Source organism: Burkholderia sp. HAN2018, assembly GCF_024704855.1.
GTDB classification, from domain to species: domain Bacteria; phylum Pseudomonadota; class Gammaproteobacteria; order Burkholderiales; family Burkholderiaceae; genus Burkholderia; species Burkholderia cepacia.
Genome location: NZ_QOBB01000122.1, coordinates 1 through 21313 on the forward strand (window position 1 = coordinate 1; position 21313 = coordinate 21313).

Annotated in this window: 22 protein-coding genes; 12 read left to right on the top strand and 10 right to left on the bottom strand. The window is 66.8% G+C overall.

Going from position 1 to position 21313, the window contains the following annotated elements; all coding sequences use genetic code 11:
* Positions 1 to 118 (top strand): helix-turn-helix domain-containing protein (locus DPV74_RS25740; protein ID WP_162923139.1); only part of this gene is annotated, 118 nt, incomplete at its 5' end.
* Positions 119 to 153: 35 nt separating this feature from the next.
* Here the strand turns inward: DPV74_RS25740 and DPV74_RS25745 are convergent.
* Positions 154 to 588 (bottom strand): carboxymuconolactone decarboxylase family protein, encoded by a 435-nt coding sequence (locus DPV74_RS25745; RefSeq protein WP_027787213.1) that lies wholly within the window; start codon positions 586 to 588, stop codon positions 154 to 156.
* Positions 572 to 1033 (bottom strand): MerR family transcriptional regulator, encoded by a 462-nt coding sequence (locus tag DPV74_RS25750; protein ID WP_119338213.1) that lies wholly within the window; start codon positions 1031 to 1033, stop codon positions 572 to 574. The genes DPV74_RS25745 and DPV74_RS25750 overlap by 17 nt, the downstream gene beginning before the upstream one ends.
* Positions 1034 to 1323: 290 nt before the next feature.
* Here DPV74_RS25750 and DPV74_RS25755 point away from each other — a divergent pair, with 290 nt between their 5' ends.
* Both DPV74_RS25755 and DPV74_RS25760 read left to right on the top strand, forming a co-directional pair.
* A complete protein-coding gene (locus DPV74_RS25755; protein ID WP_027787211.1) occupies positions 1324 to 1935 on the top strand; it encodes a helix-hairpin-helix domain-containing protein in 612 nt (203 codons plus the stop codon).
* 88 nt (positions 1936 to 2023) lie between these two features.
* Entirely contained in the window at positions 2024 to 2455 is a 432-nt protein-coding gene (locus DPV74_RS25760; protein WP_027787210.1) for a YidB family protein, read from the top strand.
* A gap of 128 nt (positions 2456 to 2583) precedes the next feature.
* Here DPV74_RS25760 and clpB read toward each other — a convergent pair whose 3' ends face one another.
* Both clpB and DPV74_RS25770 read right to left on the bottom strand, forming a co-directional pair.
* Entirely contained in the window at positions 2584 to 5181 is a 2598-nt protein-coding gene (clpB, locus tag DPV74_RS25765) for an ATP-dependent chaperone ClpB (protein WP_027787209.1), read from the bottom strand.
* 157 nt (positions 5182 to 5338) lie between these two features.
* Positions 5339 to 5857, bottom strand: a complete 519-nt coding sequence (locus DPV74_RS25770; RefSeq protein WP_027787208.1) for an Rrf2 family transcriptional regulator — start codon at positions 5855 to 5857, stop codon at positions 5339 to 5341.
* A gap of 254 nt (positions 5858 to 6111) precedes the next feature.
* On the opposite strand from DPV74_RS25770, the gene DPV74_RS25775 reads away from it, so the two are divergent.
* The gene (locus DPV74_RS25775; protein WP_119338214.1) at positions 6112 to 6681 is read left to right on the top strand and encodes a group III truncated hemoglobin; all 570 of its coding nucleotides are present in this window, start codon (positions 6112 to 6114) and stop codon (positions 6679 to 6681) included.
* A gap of 79 nt (positions 6682 to 6760) precedes the next feature.
* Here the strand turns inward: DPV74_RS25775 and DPV74_RS25780 are convergent, their stop codons facing one another.
* The 6 genes from DPV74_RS25780 to DPV74_RS25805 form a co-directional block, all read right to left on the bottom strand.
* Positions 6761 to 7237: a molybdenum cofactor biosynthesis protein MoaE gene (locus tag DPV74_RS25780; protein ID WP_021156501.1), complete on the bottom strand. Its 477-nt coding sequence runs from the start codon at positions 7235 to 7237 to the stop codon at positions 6761 to 6763.
* 10 nt (positions 7238 to 7247) lie between these two features.
* Positions 7248 to 7505, bottom strand: coding sequence for a molybdopterin converting factor subunit 1 (moaD, locus tag DPV74_RS25785; RefSeq protein WP_011352296.1), 258 nt, complete (start codon positions 7503 to 7505; stop codon positions 7248 to 7250).
* Between the two features lie 19 nt (positions 7506 to 7524).
* Positions 7525 to 8772: a gephyrin-like molybdotransferase Glp gene (glp, locus tag DPV74_RS25790; RefSeq protein ID WP_119338215.1), complete on the bottom strand. Its 1248-nt coding sequence runs from the start codon at positions 8770 to 8772 to the stop codon at positions 7525 to 7527.
* 276 nt (positions 8773 to 9048) lie between these two features.
* Entirely contained in the window at positions 9049 to 10500 is a 1452-nt protein-coding gene (gene thrC / locus DPV74_RS25795) for a threonine synthase (protein WP_119338216.1), read from the bottom strand.
* Between the two features lie 14 nt (positions 10501 to 10514).
* On the bottom strand, positions 10515 to 11843 hold the full coding sequence (locus DPV74_RS25800; protein WP_021156505.1) for a homoserine dehydrogenase: 1329 nt from the start codon (positions 11841 to 11843) through the stop codon (positions 10515 to 10517).
* Positions 11844 to 11895: 52 nt separating this feature from the next.
* A complete protein-coding gene (locus tag DPV74_RS25805; protein ID WP_027787203.1) occupies positions 11896 to 13134 on the bottom strand; it encodes a pyridoxal phosphate-dependent aminotransferase in 1239 nt (412 codons plus the stop codon).
* Positions 13135 to 13449: 315 nt separating this feature from the next.
* On the opposite strand from DPV74_RS25805, the gene DPV74_RS25810 reads away from it, so the two are divergent.
* The 8 genes from DPV74_RS25810 to DPV74_RS25845 all read left to right on the top strand — a co-directional run bounded on the left by DPV74_RS25810 (position 13450) and on the right by DPV74_RS25845 (position 21242).
* The gene (locus DPV74_RS25810; protein WP_027787202.1) at positions 13450 to 13824 is read left to right on the top strand and encodes an Mth938-like domain-containing protein; all 375 of its coding nucleotides are present in this window, start codon (positions 13450 to 13452) and stop codon (positions 13822 to 13824) included.
* Between the two features lie 124 nt (positions 13825 to 13948).
* Positions 13949 to 15625, top strand: a complete 1677-nt coding sequence (locus DPV74_RS25815; protein WP_060084265.1) for a glycosyltransferase family 39 protein — start codon at positions 13949 to 13951, stop codon at positions 15623 to 15625.
* Between the two features lie 13 nt (positions 15626 to 15638).
* A complete protein-coding gene (locus tag DPV74_RS25820) occupies positions 15639 to 16010 on the top strand; it encodes an EamA family transporter (protein WP_027787200.1) in 372 nt (123 codons plus the stop codon).
* A 130-nt stretch (positions 16011 to 16140) separates the two neighbouring features.
* A complete protein-coding gene (locus DPV74_RS25825; protein ID WP_119338217.1) occupies positions 16141 to 17292 on the top strand; it encodes a DegT/DnrJ/EryC1/StrS aminotransferase family protein in 1152 nt (383 codons plus the stop codon).
* A 6-nt stretch (positions 17293 to 17298) separates the two neighbouring features.
* Complete coding sequence (locus DPV74_RS25830) at positions 17299 to 18336, top strand: glycosyltransferase (protein WP_119338218.1); 1038 nt, start codon at positions 17299 to 17301, stop codon at positions 18334 to 18336.
* Positions 18333 to 19280, top strand: a complete 948-nt coding sequence (locus DPV74_RS25835; protein ID WP_027787197.1) for a formyltransferase — start codon at positions 18333 to 18335, stop codon at positions 19278 to 19280. Before DPV74_RS25830 ends, DPV74_RS25835 begins: the two co-directional genes overlap by 4 nt.
* Positions 19277 to 20332 carry a bifunctional UDP-4-keto-pentose/UDP-xylose synthase gene (locus tag DPV74_RS25840; protein ID WP_006482864.1) on the top strand — a complete coding sequence of 352 codons (1056 nt, stop codon included), beginning with the start codon at positions 19277 to 19279 and terminating at the stop codon, positions 20330 to 20332. Before DPV74_RS25835 ends, DPV74_RS25840 begins: the two co-directional genes overlap by 4 nt.
* A 13-nt stretch (positions 20333 to 20345) precedes the next feature.
* Positions 20346 to 21242 (top strand): polysaccharide deacetylase family protein, encoded by an 897-nt coding sequence (locus tag DPV74_RS25845; protein ID WP_119338219.1) that lies wholly within the window; start codon positions 20346 to 20348, stop codon positions 21240 to 21242.
* Positions 21243 to 21313 lie beyond the last annotated feature (71 nt).

Consider the following 21313-nt stretch of genomic DNA (forward strand, 5'->3'; position numbering starts at 1 on the left):
CGCGCTCACCGCGCACCGCTGGCGGCCCGACGCCGCCGCGCAGGCGCTCGGCATCTCGCGCGCGACGTTGTACCGGCGCATCGCGAAGCACCGGATCGTCGCGCCGCACCGCGCGTGACGTGCGGGCGCCGACGCCGTGCCCCGTCACCCCCGTCACGCGAGCTGCCCGACCGCGTCGTTCGCGTCGCTTGTCTCTCCGGCCGCTTCGTCGAGCCGCGCGAACACCTCGCGCGCCGCGAACAGCGCGTTGAGCGCGGCCGGGAAACCCGCGTACACGGACATCTGCATGAACACCTCGACGATCTCGTCGCGCGTGCAGCCCACGTTCAGCGCGGCCTCGATATGCACCTTCAGCTGCGGCTGCGCGTTGCCGAGCGCGGCCAGCGCCGAGATCGTCGCAATCTCGCGCGCCTTCAGGTCGAGTTGCGGCCGGCTGTAGATGTCACCGAAGCCGAACTCGACCAGCAGCCGTGCGAAGTCCGGGGCGATCGGCGCGAGCGCCGCGATCACGCGTTCGCCCGCCTCCCCGTCGATTTCCTTCAGTTTGTTCCAGCCGCGCGTGTAGCGGTCTTCAACGAGTCGTTCCATGGTGTCCGTCCTGTTCCGATGGGGAGTGAGAGGGTTTTGCCCGTCGTGCCGCATCGCGCTCCTGTGCCTCGTAGTACGCGATCTTGTCGCTGATCACGTCGAGGCTCGCCTGCAGCTCCGCGAGATGCGCGCGCACCGCGTCGCGATGCGTGATCAGCAGGCGGCGCCGCTCACCGAAGGTCGGCTCGCCCTGCGCGCGCAGCGCCGCGAATTCCTGCATCTGTGCGATCGGCATGCCGGTCGCCTTCAGGCGCATCACGAAGGCCAGCCAGTCAAGGTCGGCCGGCGCATAGAGCCGGTGCCCGGCCGCCGTGCGCGAAATCGCACGCAGCAGGCCAGCCTGCTCGTAGTACCGCAGCGTATGTGTCGACAAGCCGGTCAGCACGGCGACTTGCCCGATCGTCAACGGACCGGTGGCGGAAGGCTTGGATACGGTTTTCGACATGGCAGGAACAAGGTTAGGAGTTAGAGTCAACTCTAAGTCAAGCGCTTTCGAACGGCCAGCGCGACGACGACCCACGACACCCCGCGACACCGTAAAGAATGGTCAAAACCGCTGCCCGGCGCGGGTTTCGGTCTTTACAGCGCCGCAAGCCTTCAGCAAGATTCGGTCAGCCTGTCTTAAAAAGGGCACGCATTTGTCCTATGCTTAACGGCGACGCCCGGCCAAGTCTCGCCCGCCGTCCGTTGCAACAGCCATTCATCCGTCAGAATCAGAACCAGGGAGCCTTTGCCATGCTGAAAAAGCTGCTGATGCTGTTCGTCGCGCTGTCGCTGTCACTCGCCGCAGGCCTTGCCGCGGCCGTCGAAGTCAACACGGCCGACCAGGCCGCGCTCGAATCCGTGAAGGGTCTCGGGCCCGTGAAGTCGAAAGCGATCATCGACGAACGCACCAAGAACGGCCCGTTCAAGGACGCGGACGATCTCGCGAACCGCGTAAAGGGCCTCGGCACGAAGTCGGTCGGCCATCTCGAGGAAAACGGCCTGACGATCGGCGGCTCGTCGACGCCGCCGAAGGGCGTGAAACTGTCGAAGCCGGCCGCGACGACACCGGCGACCCCGTCGGCAACGACGTCGGCAGGCACCGCGTCGACGTCCACGACCACGACGGCCGGTACGACGGCCACTGCGCCGGCACCGGCGGCAAGCGCGCCGGACACGGCGGCGAAACCGGCCAAGGCCAAGCGCGCGTCGAAGAAGGAAAAGGCCGCCGCGGCCGCAGCGGCATCCGCCGACGCGGGTGCGAGCGCACCGGCCGCGGCGTCGTCAGCCAAGGCGACGAAGGGTTCGAAGAAGAAAAGCAAGAAGGACAAGGCAGCCTCCGCCGCCGCGGCGTCGGGCGCCTGATGTGCGCCGCGCGCGCGACGGCGTGCGCGCGGCATTCGTTCAACGGGCGTCGTCGTCACGACGCCCTTTTCAGTAAAGGTGAAGCACCATGGGTCTCCTCGACATCGTTGGCGGTCTGCTCGGCGGCCAGGCCGGCGGCAACTCGCAAAGCGCGCTGATCACGACCGCGCTCGAATTCATCAACAACCAGCCGGGCGGCCTGAACGGCCTGATCGAGAAGTTCAAGGCGGGCGGCGCCGGCGACATCATCGGCTCGTGGGTCGGCAACGGCGAAAACCAGCCGATCTCGGCAGACACGCTGCAGAACGTGCTCGGCTCCGACGTCGTCGGCTCGCTCGCGAGCAAGGTCGGCATCGATCCGTCGCAGGCTTCGTCGATCCTCGCGCAGGTGCTGCCGCACGTCGTCAACGGCGCGACGCCGAACGGCGAAGTGCCGGCAGGCGGCCAGATCGATACGTCGAACGTGCTCGGCGCGCTCACGCAACTTGCCGGCATGTTCGGCGGCAACAAGCAGGGCTGAGCCCGCACCACGCCGGCTGACAGCCCCGGCGGCGGTTTCGGCCGCCCCATAAGCAAACACCCCGCCGAGGCGGGGTGTTTGTTTTTGCGCGCCCGGCGCGAACCGGGCGGGCAGCCGATGGCAGGCGATCAGTGAACGACGCGGTCGAACACGAACTTGCCGTCGTTGACGTCGACCGGAATCACGTCCTTCGGACCGAAACGGCCCGCGAGGATGAGCTTCGCGACCGGGTTCTCGATCTCCTGCTGGATCGCGCGCTTCAGCGGCCGCGCACCGAACAGCGGATCGTAGCCAACCTTGCCGATCTGTTCGAGCGCCGCCGGCGACACGTCGAGCGCCATGTCGAGCTTCGCGAGCCGGTCGTGCAGGCGGGCGAGCTGGATCTTCGCGATCGACTCGATGTTGCTGCGGTCGAGCGCATGGAACACGACGACGTCGTCGATCCGGTTCAGGAACTCGGGGCGGAAATGCTGCTTCACCTCGAGCCACACCGCGTCCTTGATCTCTTCCTGCGGCGCCCCCGTCATCGCCTGGATCACCTGCGAGCCGAGGTTCGACGTCATCACGATCACCGTGTTCTTGAAGTCGACCGTGCGCCCCTGCCCGTCCGTCATGCGGCCGTCGTCGAGCACTTGCAGCAGCACGTTGAACACGTCCGGATGCGCCTTCTCGATCTCGTCGAGCAGGATCACGCTGTACGGCTTGCGGCGCACGGCTTCCGTCAGGTAGCCGCCTTCCTCGTAACCGACATAGCCCGGCGGCGCGCCGATCAGCCGCGCGACGCTGTGCTTCTCCATGAACTCGCTCATGTCGATGCGGATCAGGTGCTCTTCCGAATCGAACAGGAACGACGCCAGCGCCTTGCACAGTTCGGTCTTGCCGACACCCGTCGGACCGAGGAACAGGAACGAGCCGTACGGACGGTTCGGATCGGCGAGACCCGCGCGCGAACGGCGGATCGCGTCGGCCACCGCGCCGATCGCCTCATGCTGGCCGACCACGCGCTCGTGCAGCTTTTCCTCGATGTGCAGCAGCTTCTCGCGTTCGCCCTGCATCATCCGCGACACCGGAATCCCGGTCGAACGCGACACGACTTCCGCGATTTCCTCGGCGCCGACCTGCGTGCGCAGCAGGCGCGGCCGCGTCGGGTTGTGCTGCTCCTGCTCTTCGGCCTGCGTGACCTGCTTCAGCTGCGCCTCGAGCTGCGGCAGCTTGCCGTACTGCAGTTCGGCGACCTTCTCCAGCTTGCCGTCGCGCTGCAGCCGCGCGATGTCCGCGCGCACCTTCTCGATCTCTTCCTTCAACTGCGCGCTGCCCTGCACCGCGGCCTTCTCGGCGGTCCAGATCTCCTCGAGGTCCGCATATTCGCGGCCGAGGCGCTCGATCTCTTCCTCGATCAGTTGCAGGCGCTTCTGCGACGCTTCGTCCTGCTCCTTCTTCACGGCTTCGCGCTCGATCTTCAGCTGGATCAGCCGGCGGTCGAGCTTGTCCATCTCTTCGGGCTTCGAATCGATTTCCATCTTGATCTTCGAAGCGGCTTCGTCGATCAGGTCGATTGCCTTGTCGGGCAGGAAACGATCGGTGATGTAGCGGTGCGACAGTTCGGCCGCTGCGACGATCGCCGGATCGGTGATGTCGACGCCGTGGTGCAGTTCGTACTTCTCCTGCAGCCCGCGCAGGATCGCGATCGTCGCCTCGACGCTCGGCTCGTCGACGAGCACCTTCTGGAAGCGGCGCTCGAGCGCGGCATCCTTCTCGATGTACTTGCGGTATTCGTCGAGCGTGGTCGCGCCGATGCAGTGCAGCTCGCCGCGCGACAGCGCGGGCTTCAGCATGTTGCCCGCATCCATCGCGCCTTCGGCCTTGCCCGCGCCGACCATCGTGTGGATTTCGTCGATGAAGACGATCGTCTGGCCTTCGTCCTTCGCGATGTCGTTGAGCACCGCCTTCAGGCGCTCCTCGAATTCACCGCGATACTTCGCGCCCGCGAGCAGCGCGGCCATGTCGAGCGACAGCACGCGCTTGCCCTTCAGCGTCTCGGGCACTTCGCCGTTGACGATCCGCTGCGCGAGCCCTTCGACGATCGCGGTCTTGCCGACGCCCGGCTCGCCGATCAGCACCGGGTTGTTCTTGGTGCGACGCTGCAGGATCTGGATCGAACGGCGGATTTCGTCGTCGCGGCCGATCACCGGATCGAGCTTGCCCGCACGGGCGCGCTCGGTCAGGTCGACCGTGTACTTCTTCAGCGCCTCGCGCTGGCTTTCCGCATCCTGGCTGTGCACCTGCGAGCCGCCGCGCACCGCGGCGATCGCGGCTTCGAGCGACTTGCGCGTGAGGCCGTGCTGGCGCGCGAGCTTGCCGGCTTCGCCCTTGTCGTCGGACACGGCGAGCAGGAACATCTCGCTCGCGATGAACGTGTCGTTGAGCTTCTGCGCTTCCTTGTCGGCCTGGTTCAGCAGCCCGGCCAGTTCGCGGCCGATCTGGATGTCGCCGCCCGTACCCGTCACTTGCGGCAGGCGCGAGATTGCTTCGTTCAGCGCGCCTTGCAGCGCCTGGATGTGAACACCCGCGCGCGACATCAGCGAGCGGGCGGAACCGTCCTGCTGCGCGACCAGCGCGGCTAGCACGTGAACGGGTTCGATGTATTGATTGTCGCGGCCAGCCGCAAGGCTTTGCGCGTCAGCGAGTGCTTCCTGGAACTTGGTGGTGAGCTTGTCGATTCTCATTTTGTCGAGACCTCCAATTTTCGATTAACACCAAGATAAGGATGGTTATGCGGCTTTCAAGCGAAATTTGGGTTGATTCAGCGCAAAAATCGATGGATATCCTCGAAGCGGCCCCGGGACGGGCCGCTGCCGGGCCGCGGAGCGCGGCGCTCGCGTATCAGCCGGCCGTCGACGGCGGCTCGACGGACACGGGCGCGTCTTCCGGCAACGGCGCGGCGGGATGCACGCGCACGACCGGGCGAATGCCGAGCAGCGCCATGAGCGGCGCAGCGGGTTCGACCAGTTCACCGAGCGTGTGGCGGTCGAGTTCGGCGAAGAACGCATCGCGCGCGGCCGCCAGCACGCCCTTCAGGCGACACTGCGGCTCGATCACGCAGCCGCGCGATTCACCTTCGGCCGCAAAGCAGCCGACCAGCGCGAAATCGCTCTCGGTTGCGCGCACGACCTCACCGACGGTCAGTTGCAGCGATTCGGGGAACAGCCTCAGCCCGCCATTGCGGCCGCGAACGGTGTCGACCCACCCCAGCTCGCCGAGCTGCTGCACGACTTTCATCAGATGGTTCTTCGAGATGCCGTAGGCGTCCGAGATCTCCTGGATCGTCGCGAGTCCCTCGCCGCGCACGGCAAGGTAAAGCATCACGCGCAGCGAATAGTCGGTGTAGTCGGTGAGTCTCATGGGTGAATACGGAAGAGATCGATCGTGTCCCAATTACGTGAGCCGGGCCGATCGGGATGCGCACGGGGCCGGTCGACAGCCCTGTTCCGCGGCCCCGGGTTGTCGGGAGGGCGCGCGCGCAATAAGATGCGTGACATCTACACGTTTTTCAGGGGTCGTTGGTCGCTATTTTGCGTCAAAATCCGACCGGCGTCCTGCACGATGCCCGCGCCGCCGCCCCGTCGTTGTCTGTCTCTCCCGGCCCCCTTTTTGCCATGACCGTCCTGCCCACCTCGCCCGATACCGCACCGGCCCGCCCTCGCGACGCCGAGCCGACCGAAGAGAACATCCGCGATCTCGTCTACGCGTTCTACGACCGCGTGCGCACCGATCCGCTGCTCGGGCCCGTGTTCGACGCAAAGCTGGCCGGCCGCTGGGACGACCACCTGCCGAAGATGGTCACGTTCTGGTCGAGCCTCGTGCTCGGCACCAAGGGCTATCGCGGCAACGTACAGCAGGCGCACCAGCCGCTCGACGGGATCGAGCCTGCCCATTTCAGCCGCTGGCTGTCGCTGTTCCTGAAGACCGTCGAGGCGCGCTACGCACCGCCCGCGGCGATCCGCTTCATGGAGCCGGCCCTGAGGATCGCACAGAGCCTGCAACTGAGCCGCTTCGGCTGGGATTACCGGATTCCGCCCGAGCAGCAGGCGCTGCTCGACGCGATCGCACCGCGCCGCCGCGGCGGGGACGACGGGGGCGACGATCCGCACGCGTTGCCGTCGCGTGCCCGCGGCGAGCCGTTTCCGACGAAGATCATCGGGCGCAGCACCGATCCGGACGCGTAACGGATTGCCATCACGGGTTGCCGTCACGCGCGGCGCTTGCGCGCATGCGGCGCCTTGCCGCACGATGCCGACGCCGCGCTCAGCGCCGCGTATTGCCCGATTCGATCCCCCAGCGCGCGAGCGCGGCATCGTCGGTGCTGCGCGCGTCGACCCAGCGCTCGCCGTCCGGCGTGGTTTCCTTCTTCCAGAACGGCGCTTCGGTCTTCAGGTAGTCCATCACGAACTCGCACGACGCGAACGCGTCGCCGCGGTGCGACGCAACCGTGGCGACCATCACGATCTGGTCGAGCGGCAGGAGCCTGCCAACGCGATGCACGATCGCGACGTCGATGCCCGGCCAGCGCCGGCCGGCCTCGGCCGCAATCTTCTCGAGCGCCTTCTCGGTCATCCCCGGATAGTGCTCGAGTTCCATCGCGGCAACCGCATCACCTTCGTTCAGATCGCGCACCGTGCCGACGAAGCACGCGACCGCGCCGATCTTCGGGTTGCGCGCTCGCAATGCCGCGACCTCGGCGTTCAGGTCGAAGTCGTCGGTCTGGATTCGTACCGTTGCCATCGCCGATGCCTCAACCGCCCGTCACCGGCGGAAAGAACGCCACTTCGCAGCCTTCGGTGAGCCGCGTATCGGGATCGGTCATCTCGTGATTGCACGCCATGCGCAGCGCGCGCCCTTCCGCGAGCGTCTCGGCCCATGCCCCGCCGCGCACGCGCAGCCATGCGCGCACGTCGCCCACGGTCGTGACGCTGTCCGGCACGTCGGCCTGCTCGTCGGCAACACCCAGTGCCTCGCGTACGCTTGCAAAAAATTTCAGCTGAATCTTCATGGTTCGGGAAGCCGTCGCGTTACGACAGCAGTTCGGAAAACGGAATGAAACGCACGGTCTCGCCGGCGCTGATCGCGTGCTGCGGCGGATTGTCGATCAGGCCGTCGCCCCACACCGTCGACGTCAGCACCGCCGAACTCTGGTTCGGGAACAGGTCGAGGCCGCCGGCCGCGTTCACGCGGGCACGCAGGAATTCGTTGCGGCGGTCGCCCTTGCCTTGCGAGAAGTCGGCGCGCAGCGACAGCGCGCGCGGCGCGACGTCGCGCACGCCGGACAGGCGCAGCAGGAACGGCCGCACGAACAGCAGGAACGTGACGAAACTCGATACCGGGTTGCCGGGCAGCCCGATGAAGTGCGCATCGGGGCGATCGTCGCCACGGCGCACCGCGCCGTAGGCAAGCGGCTTGCCGGGCTTCATCGCGATCTGCCACAGCGCGAGCCGCCCTTCGGCCTCGACGGCCGGCTTCACGTGATCCTCGTCGCCGACCGACACGCCGCCGCTCGTCAGGATCACGTCGTGATCGCGCGCGGCCGCGCGCAGCGTGTCGCGCGTCGCGGCGAGCGAATCGGGCACGATCCCGTAGTCGGTCACGTGGCAGCCGAGCCGCTCCAGCAGCCCGCGCAGCGTGAAGCGGTTCGAGTTGTAGATCGCGCCGGGCTTCAGCGGCTCGCCCGGCATCGTCAGTTCGTCGCCGGTGAAGAACACCGCGACGCGAATCCGCCGCGCGACCGGCAACTGCGCGCAGCCGACCGATGCGGCAAGACCGAGCGCCTGCGGCGTGAGCCGCGTGCCGGCCGGCAGGATCACCGAGCCCTGCCGGATATCCGCGCCCTGCGCGGTGATCCATTCGCCGGCCTTCGGCGTGTGCAGGATCTCGACCGCATCGCCGTCGGCCGACGCCTGCTCCTGCATCACGACAGCGTCGGCGCCGGGCGGCACCGTCGCGCCGGTGAAGATCCGCGCGGCCGTGCCGGCTGCGAGCGGCGCGGCCGGATGGCCGGCCGGAATGCGCTGCGACACCAGCAAACGCCGCTCGCCATGCAGCAGGTCGGCGACGCGCACCGCATAGCCGTCCATCGCGCTCGTATGCATCGGCGGCACGTCGAGCGGCGAGCTCACGTCGGCCGCCAGCACGCGGCCGAGCGCATCGAGCGTGGCGACGGTTTCGACGCCGGGCAACGGCTTCGCGGCATCGAGCAGCGCGGCGAGCGCCTCGGCGGTCGACAGCATCGGCGCGCGCGGCGCCGCGGGATTGGGGTTCGACATCGATGGAATCGGGGATCGTTGGATGCAATACGCCATTGTAGCGACGCCGTCGCGCGGGCGCGCGATATGGCGGACATGCGGAAACTGTGATTCGCGCGAACGCGCGGGTCTGGCACTTGTTTCACGCGCGATGCCGGTTTGACGGCAGCCGCGCGGCAGGTTGCCGAACGCCTGCACGGCGCGGCACCGCCAAACGAAACGGCCGGGACCCCGATCCGTTCGACGAATCGGCATTCCGGCCGTCCTGCGCTGCCGGGCCCTCGGCCCGGCCATGCGTCATGCGCCCGTATGGGCGGCGATGAAGTCCTTCACCTGCTGCGCGTCGGCCTTCACGACCTCGAAACGCTGCGGCAGCGCCTCGAGCCCGTCGAATGCGGCCGGACGCTCGGCTTCGCGATCGAGTGCCTCGCGAATCGTCTCGCCGAACTTGATCGGCTGTGCGGTCTCGAGCACGACCATCGGCACGCCCGCGTCGAGATGCTCGCGCGCGACCTTCACGCCGTCGGCCGTGTGCGTATCGATCATCGTGTCGTAACGCGAGAACACGTCGCGGATCGTCGCGATGCGGTCCGTGTGGCTGCTGCGGCCCGACACGAAACCGAACTCGGCGACCCGTGCGAAATCGCCGCTCGCCGCGAGATCGAAGCCGCCTTTCTCCTCGACGTCGCGGAACAGCTGCATCACGCGCGCCGGATCGCGGCCGAGCAGGTCGAACACGAAGCGCTCGAAGTTCGATGCCTTCGAGATGTCCATGCTCGGGCTGCTCGTGTGATAGGTGTTCTCGGCGCTGCGCACGCGATACGCGCCCGTGCGGAAGAACTCGTCGAGCACGTCGTTCTCGTTGGTCGCGACCACGAGCTTCGCGATCGGCAGGCCCATCATCCGCGCGATGTGGCCCGCGCAGACGTTGCCGAAGTTGCCCGACGGCACCGTGAACGACACGCGCTCGTCGTTGGACTGCGTCGCCGCGAAGTAGCCCTTGAAGTAGTACACGACCTGCGCGACGACACGCGCCCAGTTGATCGAGTTGACCGTGCCGATCTTCTGCTGCGCCTTGAACGCGTGATCGTTCGACACCGCCTTCACGATGTCCTGGCAGTCATCGAATACGCCTTCGACCGCGAGGTTGAAGATGTTCGGATCCTGCAGGCTGAACATCTGGGCCGTCTGGAACGCGCTCATCTTCTTGTGCGGCGACAGCATGAACACGCGCACGCCGGCCTTGCCGCGCATCGCGTATTCGGCCGCGCTGCCCGTGTCGCCGGACGTCGCGCCGAGAATGTTCAGCGTCTGCCCGTGCTTCGCGAGCGTGTACTCGAACAGGCTGCCGAGCAGTTGCATCGCCATGTCCTTGAACGCGAGCGTCGGGCCGTTCGACAGTTCGAGCAGCGACAGCGCCGCACCGTTCTCGGTGCCGAGCGTCTTCAGCGGCGTGATGTCGGACGCGTTCTCGCCATGGCGCGTGTTGCGGTACACGTCGGCCGTGTACGTGCGGCGCGTGATCGCGCACAGGTCGTCGGCCGGCACGTCGTCGCAGAACTTCGACAGGATCTCGAACGCGAGATCCGCATACGACAGCGTGCGCCAGCGCGCGAGCTCGTCGGCCGATACCTTCGGATATTCGGACGGCAGGTACAGCCCGCCGTCCTTCGCGAGGCCGCCGAGCAGGATGTCGGAGAACGTGTGGCGCTCGCCGATGCCGGCGCCGCGCGTGGAGATGTAGTTCATGTCGCCTTCCGTCCTCAGTTCAGCGCTTCCATGCGCAGCTTCGTTACCTTCGAGACCACCGTCGAGAGGCTCTCGATCTGCGCGATCGCCGCGTTGACGTTCTTCTCGACCGTCTCGTGCGTGATCAGGATGATGTCGGTCTCGCCGTTCGCGCCGTCGATCTGCTCCGATTCCTTCTGCAGCAGCGCGTCGATCGAGATGCCCGATGCGGCGAGGATGCGCGTGATGTCGGCCAGCACGCCCGTCTGGTCGGCGACGCGCAGGCGCAGGTAGTAGCCGCTCGTCACTTCCTCGATCGGCAGGATCGGCGTGTTCGACAGGCTGTCCGGCTGGAACGCGAGATGCGGCACGCGATGCTCGGGGTCCGCCGTGTGCAGACGCGTGACGTCGACGAGATCCGCGACCACGGCCGACGCGGTCGGCTCCGCGCCCGCGCCCTTGCCGTAATACAGCGTCGTGCCGACCGCGTCGCCGTGCACGACGACCGCGTTCATCGCGCCCTCGACGTTCGCGAGCAGGCGCTTTTCCGGGATCAGCGTCGGGTGCACGCGCAGCTCGATGCCGTTTGCGGCGCGGCGCGCGATGCCGAGCAGCTTGATCCGGTAGCCGAGTTCTTCCGCGTAGCGGATGTCGGTCGCGTCGAGCTTGCTGATGCCCTCGACGTATGCGCGGTCGAACTGCACCGGCACGCCGAACGCGATCGCGCTCATGATCGTCGCCTTGTGCGCGGCGTCGACGCCTTCGATGTCGAAGGTCGGATCGGCTTCCGCGTAGCCGAGCTCCTGCGCGGCCTTCAGCGCGGTCGCGAAGTCGAGCCCGCGATCGCGCATTTCCGACAGGATGTAGTTGGTCGTGCCGTTGATGATGCCCGCGATGTACTGGATGCGGTTCGCGGTCAGGCCTTCGCGCAGCGCCTTGATGATCGGGATGCCGCCGGCGACGGCCGCCTCGAACGCGACCATCACGCCCTTCGCGCGCGCGGCCTCGAAGATCTCGGTGCCGTGCACCGCGAGCAGCGCCTTGTTGGCCGTCACGACATGCTTGCCGTTCGCGATCGCGCGCAGCACGAGGTCGCGCGCGATGCCCGTGCCGCCGATCATCTCGGCGACGATCGCGATCGACGGATCATCGACGACCGCGTTGAAATCGTCGGTGATCTGCGCAGCGCCGGCATCGCCGCCGAGCGCAGCCAGCGCCTTGGCCGGGTTGCGCACCGCAATGCGCGTCACCTCGATGCCGCGCCCCGCGCGTCGCTTGATTTCTTCCTGGTTGCGGCCCAGCACCGTGAAGGTGCCGCTGCCCACCGTGCCGAAGCCCAACAGGCCAACTTTGATCGGTTCCATGCTGCGTGTGATCGATGATTAAGAAGTAGTGAGTGCCGTGTGGTCCTGCCGCTCAGGCCGAATGGCGCTTGCGGTAGCCGTCGAGGAAGCGTGCGATCCGGTTGATCGAATCGGTCAGGTCGTCGAGGTTCGGCAGGAAGACCACGCGGAAGTGGTCCGGCGTCGTCCAGTTGAAGCCCGTGCCCTGCACGAGCAGTACGCGCTCCTCGAGCAACAGGTCGAGAATGAACTGCTGGTCGTTCTGGATCGGATAAAGCTTCGGGTCGAGGCGCGGGAACATGTACAGCGCGGCCTGCGGCTTCACGCAGGTCACGCCCGGGATCGACGTGAGCATGTCGTATGCGAGTTCGCGCTGCTTGTACAGGCGTCCGCTCGGCATGATCAGCTCGTTGATGCTCTGGTAGCCGCCGAGCGCCGTCTGGATCGCGAACTGCCCGGGCACGTTCGCACACAGGCGCATCGACGACAGGATGCCGAGCCCCTCGAGGTAATCCTTCGCGCGCCGGCGGTTGTCGCCGCCGAGGCCCGACACGGCCATCCAGCCTGCGCGGTAGCCGCACGAGCGATAGCTCTTCGACAGGCTGTTGAACGTGACGGTGATCACGTCCTCCGACAGCGAACCCAGCGCCGTATGCTCGAGGCCGTCGTAGACGATCTTGTCGTACACCTCGTCGGCGAACACGATCAGCCCGTGCTGGCGCGCGATCTCGAGCAGTTCGAGCAGCAATTCGTCCGAATAAAGCGCGCCCGTCGGGTTGTTCGGGTTGATCACGACGATCGCCTTCGTGTTCGGCGTGATCTTGCGGCGGATGTCGTCGAGATCGGGCATCCACGCGTTCTGCTCGTCGCAGATGTAATGCACCGGCGTGCCGCCCGACAGGCTGACCGCCGCCGTCCACAGCGGGTAGTCGGGCGCAGGCAGCAGCACCTCGTCGCCGTCGTTCAGGAGCGCCTGGGTCGCCATCACGATCAGCTCGGACGCGCCGTTGCCGATGTAGATGTCGTCGAGGCCGACGCCCACGACGCCCTTTTCCTGCGTGTAGTGCATCACGGCCTTGCGCGCCGAGAACACGCCCTTCGAATCCGAATAGCCGGACGACGTCGGCAGGTTGCGGATCATGTCCTGGATGATCTCGTCCGGCGCATCGAAACCGAACGGCGCGAGGTTGCCGATGTTCAGCTTGATGATGCGGTGGCCTTCTTCCTCGAGGCGCTTCGCGTGCTCGAGCACCGGGCCACGGATGTCGTAGCAGACGTTGAGCAGCTTGTTCGACTTCTGAATCGGTTTCACGACGACACGGTTCCTGGGTTGGCCTTGCGGCCGGGGGGACGGGATCAAAACTGGAAAGCGGCCGGTCTGTGCGCGCTGTCTAGACTGGGGAAAAGCGGGCGGTCGGGCGCGGCTTGTGGCGACGCGCGACGCAAGTGGCGCCCGGGGGCGACCAAAAAGTTATAATTTAGCGGATTTTGGCCGACTTTCGCAATGCACCATAGCCGCGCCGGGCCCACGCCGTCAGGCATCCCGCGTGCCCGGGCAAGCGAAACCGGCCCTCCGGGCCCCTGTGGCCCTGCGACACATTCCCCTACGGAACCGCGGAATACCGATTTGAAACTGCACCAGGACACGAGCGGCGCGCTCAACACCGTCACCGGCTACGGCCCCGATTATGTCGACGTCAATCTCGAACGCCATGAAACGAGCGTCATCGTGCTGCCCGGCGCGCCGGTCCAGATGTGGCCGGTGTCGTCGTTCGACGCGCTCGCGCCCGAGCATTTCGCGATGCTGCTCGACCCGACGCCCGAACTCGTCATCTTCGGCAGCGGCGCACGGCTGCGCTTCCCGCACCCGCGGCTCGTCGCGGCGCTCACGGCCAAGCGGATCGGCGTCGAGACGATGGATTTCCAGGCTGCCTGCCGCACCTACAACATCCTGATGGCCGAAGGCCGCAAAGTCGCCGCCGCGCTCTTAATTGAACGTTAATCCCCGATGCGGTAAAACTCGGGCCGGCGCAGCGGGTCGATCCCCCGGATCGGCCCGGCCAGGCCGCCCGCCCCCGGCGCAACCCGCCGGCGGCCCGTCACAACAACCAACAGGCTGAAAATCCATGAACGATACGCCGTCGAGGCTACCGCTCAACCGCATCACGCTCGTCCTCCTCGTCGTCGCGCTCGCGATCGTCTGGTTCGCGCCGCTCGGGCTGCGCCACCTGATCCCGAGCGACGAAGGCCGCTACGCGGAAATGGCGCGCGAGATGTTCGTCACCGGCGACTGGATCACGCCGCGCTACAACGGCTACAAGTACTTCGAGAAGCCGCCGCTGCAGACCTGGATGAACGCGCTCACGTTCGCGTGGTTCGGCATCGGCGAATGGCAGGCGCGCCTCTACACGGCCCTCGCGAGCTTCGCCGGCGTGCTGCTGGTCGGCTTCACGGGCGCGCGCCTGTTCAACCCGCTGTCGGGCTTCCTCGCCGCCGTCGTGCTCGCGGCGTCGCCGTACTGGAACCTGATGGGCCACTTCAACGCGCTCGACATGGGCCTTGCGTTCTGGATGGCGCTGTCGCTGTGCTCGCTGCTGCTCGCGCAACGGCCCGGGCTGCGCCCGGCCGCGGCGCGCGGCTGGATGTGGGCGTGCTGGGCCGCGATGGCGTTCGCGGTGCTGTCGAAGGGCCTCGTCGGCCTGATCCTGCCCGGCGCCGTGCTCGTGCTCTATACGTTGATCGCGCGCGACTGGGCGCTCTGGAAGCGCCTGTACCTGGTGAGCGGCCTCGTGATCTTCTTCGCGATCGTCACACCGTGGTTCGTGCTCGTCCAGCAGCGCAACCCCGAGTTCTTCAACTTCTTCTTCATCGTCCAGCAGTTCCGCCGGTACCTGACCCCGGAACAGAACCGTCCGGGCCCGCTCTACTACTTCGTGCCCGTGCTGCTGGTCGGCTTCCTGCCGTGGCTGTCGGTTGCGTGGCAGAGCATCCGCCATGCACTGCGGATGCCGCGCCAGCCGAACGGCTTCTCGCCGATGCTCGTGCTGCTGATCTGGAGCGCATTCATCTTCCTGTTCTTCAGCGCGTCGCATTCGAAGCTGATCTCGTACGTGCTGCCGGTCGCGCCGGCGCTCGCGCTGATCATCGGCGCGTACCTGCCGCTGATGACCGCCGACCGCTTCCGCCGCCACCTGCTCGGCTACCTCGTGTTCTTCGTCGCCGCAGCGTTCGGGATCATCTTCCTCGCGTACCAGGGCGATGCCCGCACGCCGAACGCGCTGTACCGCGCGTTCCAGATGTGGCTGTACGCGGGCCTCGCGGTCGCGGCCGCGCTGACGCTCGCGGCCGCCTGGCTGAACCGCCGCACGGGCGTCGCCGCCGCGCTTGCCGCGTTCGGCGCCGCGTGGCTCGCCTTCGGCACGATCGGCGGCACCGGGCACGACGAGTTCGGCCGCTACAGCTCGGGCGCGCTGCTCGCGCCGACGGTGCGCGCCGAGCTGGCGAAACTGCCGCCCGACACGCCGTTCTACTCGATCGAGATGCTCGATCACACGTTCCCGTTCTATATGGGCCACACGACGATCATGGTCCAGCGCCAGGACGAGCTCGGGTTCGGCATCTCGATGGAGCCGAACAAGTGGATTCCGACCGTCGACGAATGGATCACGCGCTGGAAGCAGGAAACCCATGCGCTCGCGATCATGCCGCCCGGCCAGTACGACGCCCTGGTCAAGCAAGGCGTGCCGATGCGCGTGATTGCGCGCGACAACCGTCGCGTGATCGTCGAGAAACCGCAATCGTAAGGACGCCCATCGCATGAATCCCGTTTCGCTCGTCTGCATCGTCACCGGCGTGATGCTCAACGCCGTTGCGCAACTGCTGCTGAAGGCCGGCGTCAACGCCGTCGGGCACTTCGAATTCAGCCGTGCGAACATCATCCCGGTCGGGCTGAAGATCGCCACCCAGCTGCCGATCATCGGCGGCCTCGGCTGCTACGTGCTGAGCGTCGTGGTCTGGATCCTCGGGCTGTCGCGGGTCGACGTGTCGATCGCGTACCCGATGCTGTCGCTCGGCTACGTCGTCAACGCGTTCGCGGCCTGGTACCTGTTCGGCGAGGTGCTGTCGGTTCAGCGGCTCGTCGGCATCGGCATCATCCTGATCGGCGTGCTGGTGCTCGCGCGAAGCTGAGCATGCCCCGCCGCGTTAAGCGTCCGCCTACAAAAAATCACGGTGCGTTTCCGCCAACCGGTGTTTAATGCCGGTTTCGGCCGGGATCGCCCGACCCTTTTATTACACGCCATTACAGGCCAAAGCGTACATGAGCCAGACTACCGCTCCGTTTCTGCCGTTCACCCGCCCCGAGATCGATGAGGAAACCATCCAGGGCGTCGTCGAAGTGCTGCGTTCGGGCTGGATCACCACGGGCCCGCAAAGCCAGAAATTCGAAGCGGCGCTGTCCGAATACTGCGGCGGCCGTCCCGTCCGCGCGTTCAACTCGGGCACCTGCACGCTCGAGATCGGCCTGCGCATCGCGGGCGTCGGCCCCGGCGACGAGGTGATCACGACGCCGGCGTCGTGGGTCTCGACCAGCAACGTGATCCTCGAGACGGGCGCGACGCCCGTGTTCGCCGACATCGATCCCGTCACGCGCAACATCGACCTCGACAAGCTCGAGCAGGCGATCACGCCGCGCACGAAGGCGATCATCCCGGTGTTCCTGTCCGGCCTGCCGGTCGACATGGACCGCCTGTACGCGATCGCGCGCGCGCACAAGCTGCGCGTGATCGAGGACGCCGCGCAGGCGTTCGGTTCGACGTGGAACGGCAAGCGCATCGGCGCGATCGGCGACATCGTGTCGTTCAGCTTCCACGCGAACAAGAACCTCACGACGATCGAAGGCGGCGCGCTCGTGCTGAACAACGAGGAAGAAGCGACGCTCGCGCAGAAGTACCGGCTGCAGGGCATCACGCGCACGGGCTTCGACGGGATGGACTGCGACGTGCTCGGCGGCAAGTACAACCTGACCGACGTCGCCGCGCGCGTCGGCCTGGGCCAGCTGCCGCACCTCGAACGCTTCACCGCCCAGCGCCGCGCGCTCGCACGCGCGTATTTCGCCGCATTCGACGGCAGCGCGGCCGTGAAGCTCGGCGTCGGCCTGCCGGTCGCCGAATTCGAGAACGGCAACTGGCACATGTTCCTGATCACGCTGCCGCTCGAGCGGCTGACGATCACCCGCGCCGAGTTCATGGCGCAGATGAAGGAACTCGGCATCGGCACGGGCATCCACTACCCGGCGATCCATCTTTTCACGCTGTACCGTGCGCGCGGCTTCAAGGAGGGCATGTTCCCCCACGCCGAACGGTACGGCGCGTCGACCGTCACGCTGCCGCTCTTCACGCAGATGACGGAAGGCGATGTGCGTCGCGTGGTCGACGCCATCAACCAGATTTGCGAACAATACGGAAATTAAGCGTACATGAGTCACCTTGAAGCACGCGCCGGGCATCCGGGCGCCGGGCACCTGGACGCAGGCCGTCCCGAAGTATCGGTCATCATCCCCGTGTACAACGAGGAAGACGGCCTCGCCGCGCTGTTCGCGCGGCTGTATCCGGCGCTCGACGCACTCGACACGTCATACGAAGTGATCCTGATCAACGACGGCAGCCGCGACCGCTCGGCCGCGATGCTCGCCGATCAGTTCCACGTGCGTCCCGACACGACGCGCATCGTGCTGCTCAACGGCAACTACGGCCAGCACATGGCGATCCTCGCCGGCTTCGCGCAATCGCGCGGCGAGATCGTCATCACGCTCGACGCCGACCTGCAGAACCCGCCCGAGGAAATCGGCAAGCTGATCGCGAAGATGCGCGAGGGCTACGACTACGTCGGCTCGATCCGCAAGCAGCGCCAGGACAGCCTGTGGCGGCGCAAGGCGTCGCAGATGATGAACCGGCTGCGCGAGCGCATCACGCGCATCAAGATGACCGACCAGGGCTGCATGCTGCGCGCGTACAGCCGCCGCATCATCGATACGATCAACGTGTGCGGCGAAGTCAACACGTTCATCCCCGCGCTTGCCTATACGTTCGCGCAGAAGCCGACCGAAATCGAGGTCGCGCACGAGGAGCGCTTCGCCGGCGAATCGAAGTACTCGCTGTACAGCCTGATCCGGCTGAACTTCGACCTCGTGACGGGCTTCTCGGTCGTGCCGCTGCAGTGGCTGTCGTTCATCGGCGTGATCCTGTCGCTCGGCTCCGCCGCGCTGTTCGTGCTGCTGCTCGTGCGACGCTTCATCGTCGGCGCGGAAGTGCAAGGCGTGTTCACGCTGTTCGCGATCACGTTCTTCCTGCTCGGCGTGATCATCTTCGCGCTCGGCCTGCTCGGCGAGTACGTCGGCCGCATCTACCAGCAGGTGCGCGCGCGGCCGCGCTACCTGATCCAGGCCGTGCTCGAGCAGCACGACGGCGTGCCGCCGGTGCCGGCCGGCGCGAACCGCACGGGAGCCGGGCAATGAAACCGCGCGCAGTCGTCTTCGCGTATCACAACGTCGGCGTGCGCTGCCTGCAGGTGCTGCTCGCGCGCGGCGTCGACGTCGCACTCGTCGTCACGCACGAGGACAACCCGAACGAGAACATCTGGTTCGGCAGCGTCGCATCGGTCGCCGCCGAGCACGGGATCCCGGTCGTCACGCCGGCCGATCCCGCCGATCCGGCGCTGCGCCGCGCGGTGTCCGACGCGCAGCCCGATTTCATCTTCTCGTTCTACTACCGTCACATGCTGCCGGTGGACCTGCTCGCGATCGCACCGCGCGGCGCGTACAACATGCACGGCTCGCTGCTGCCGAAATACCGGGGTCGGGTACCGACCAACTGGGCCGTGCTGAACGGCGAGACCGAAACCGGCGCGACGCTGCACGAGATGGCCGCGAAGCCCGACGCGGGCGCGATCATCGCCCAGACCGCGGTGCCGATCCTGCCGGACGACACGGCCACGCAGGTGTTCGACAAGGTCACGGTGGCCGCCGAGCAGACGCTCTGGCGCGTACTGCCCGCGCTGCTCGCGGGCGAGGCGCCGCACCTGCCGAACGATCTCGCGACCGGCAGCTACTACGGCGGGCGCAAGCCCGAAGACGGCCGCGTCGACTGGACGAAGCCGGCCGCGCAGGTCTACAACCTGGTGCGCGCGGTCGCGCCCCCGTATCCGGGCGCGTTCACGGACGTCGACGGCACGCGTTTCGTGATCGCGCGCGCGCGCCTCGCGGCGCCCGGCAGCGCGGCAGCGGCCGCCGCGGCAGATTTGCCGCCCGGCCTGCACGTAAGCGATAATGCGCTATTCGGCGTCTGCGGCGACAGCCGCGCTCTATCCATTCTCGAGCTGTGGCAGCAGCGCGACGGCAGCGAAACCGTCGTGACGCCCGCGGAATTCGCGCAGTTCATTCATTCTTCCCGTCATTCATGAAAGCAAAAAAAGTCCTGATCCTGGGTGTGAACGGCTTCATCGGCCATCACCTGTCGAAGCGCATTCTTGAAACCACCGATTGGGAAGTGTTCGGCATGGACATGCAGACCGATCGGCTTGGCGACCTCGTCAACCACGAGCGGATGCATTTCTTCGAAGGCGACATCACGATCAACAAGGAGTGGGTCGAGTATCACGTGAAGAAGTGCGACGTGATCCTGCCGCTCGTCGCGATCGCGACGCCCGCCACCTATGTCCAGCAGCCGCTGCGCGTGTTCGAACTCGACTTCGAGGCGAACCTGCCGATCGTGCGTTCGGCCGTCAAGTACGGCAAGCACCTCGTGTTCCCGTCGACCTCCGAGGTCTACGGCATGTGCTCGGACGAGCAGTTCGACCCGGATGCATCGGCCCTCACCTACGGCCCGATCAACAAGCCGCGCTGGATCTACGCGTGCTCGAAGCAGCTGATGGACCGCGTGATCTGGGGCTACGGGATGGAAGGCCTGAACTTCACGCTGTTCCGCCCGTTCAACTGGATCGGCCCGGGCCTCGACTCGATCTACACGCCGAAGGAAGGCAGCTCGCGCGTCGTCACGCAGTTCCTCGGCCACATCGTGCGCGGCGAGAACATCAGCCTCGTCGACGGCGGCTCGCAGAAGCGCGCGTTCACCGACATCGGCGACGGCATCAGCGCGCTGATGAAGATCATCGAGAACAAGGACGGCGTCGCGTCGGGCAAGATCTACAACATCGGGAATCCGAAGAACAACTTCTCGGTTCGCGAACTCGCGCACAAGATGCTCGAACTGGCGGCGGAATTCCCCGAGTACGCCGATTCGGCCAAGCAGGTGAAGCTCGTCGAGACGACGTCCGGCGCGTACTACGGCAACGGCTACCAGGACGTGCAGAACCGCGTGCCGAAGATCGACAACACGATGCAGGAGCTCGGCTGGGCACCGCAGGCCACGTTCGACGACGCGCTGCGCAACATCTTCGAAGCGTATCGCGGCCACGTCGCCGACGCGCGCGCGCTCGTCGAGCAGCAAGGCTGAGCGGGACGTTCGCTTGGCTCGCATCGTCCTCAAGATCGACGTCGACACGCTGCGCGGCACGCGCGAAGGCGTGCCGAACCTCGCACGCATCTTCGACCGCTTCAGTGCGCGCGCGACCTTCCTCTTCAGCCTCGGGCCCGATCACACGGGCTGGGCGCTGCGGCGCGTGTTCCGCCCCGGCTTCCTGAAGAAGGTGTCGCGCACGTCGGTGGTCGAACACTACGGCGTGAAGCAGCTGATGTACGGCGTGCTGCTGCCGGGCCCCGACATCGGCCGCCGCGCGATCGCCGACATGCGCGCGATTCACGAGGCCGGCTTCGAATGCGGGATCCACACGTGGGATCACGTGTACTGGCAGGACAACGTCCGCGCGCGCGATCGCGACTGGACCGCGCGTGAAATGCAGAAGAGTCACGCGCGCTTCATCGAGATCTTCGGCGCGCCGCCCGTCACGCACGGGGCGGCCGGCTGGCAGATGAACGATTCCGCGTTCGAGCAGATCGACGCATGGGGGATGCGCTACGCATCCGACGGCCGCGGCCATTCGCCGTACCTCCCCGTCGTCAACGGCCGCACGCTGTCGCACGTGCAGATGCCGACCACGCTGCCGACGCTCGACGAAGTGCTCGGCATCGACGGCGTCGACACGCGCAACGTCGCCGCGCACATCCTCAAGTTCACCGAAACCAATCCGCACGACCAGGTGTTCACGCTGCATGCGGAACTGGAAGGCCAGAAGCTCGCGCCCGTGTTCGAGCAACTGCTCGCCGGCTGGCGCGCGCAAGGCCACACGTTTGCGACGATGGGCGACTACCACGCGACGCTGGACCGCGACTCGCTGCCATCGTACCCTGTCACGTGGGGCGAAATTCCCGGCCGCTCCGGCGAACTGATCGTCCAGCCCGACTGAGTTCGCGCGCGCCGGCGTCGCCCGCGCCGCCCATGCGGCGCGCTGCCGCGACGCCCCGCCGAACCGCGCCG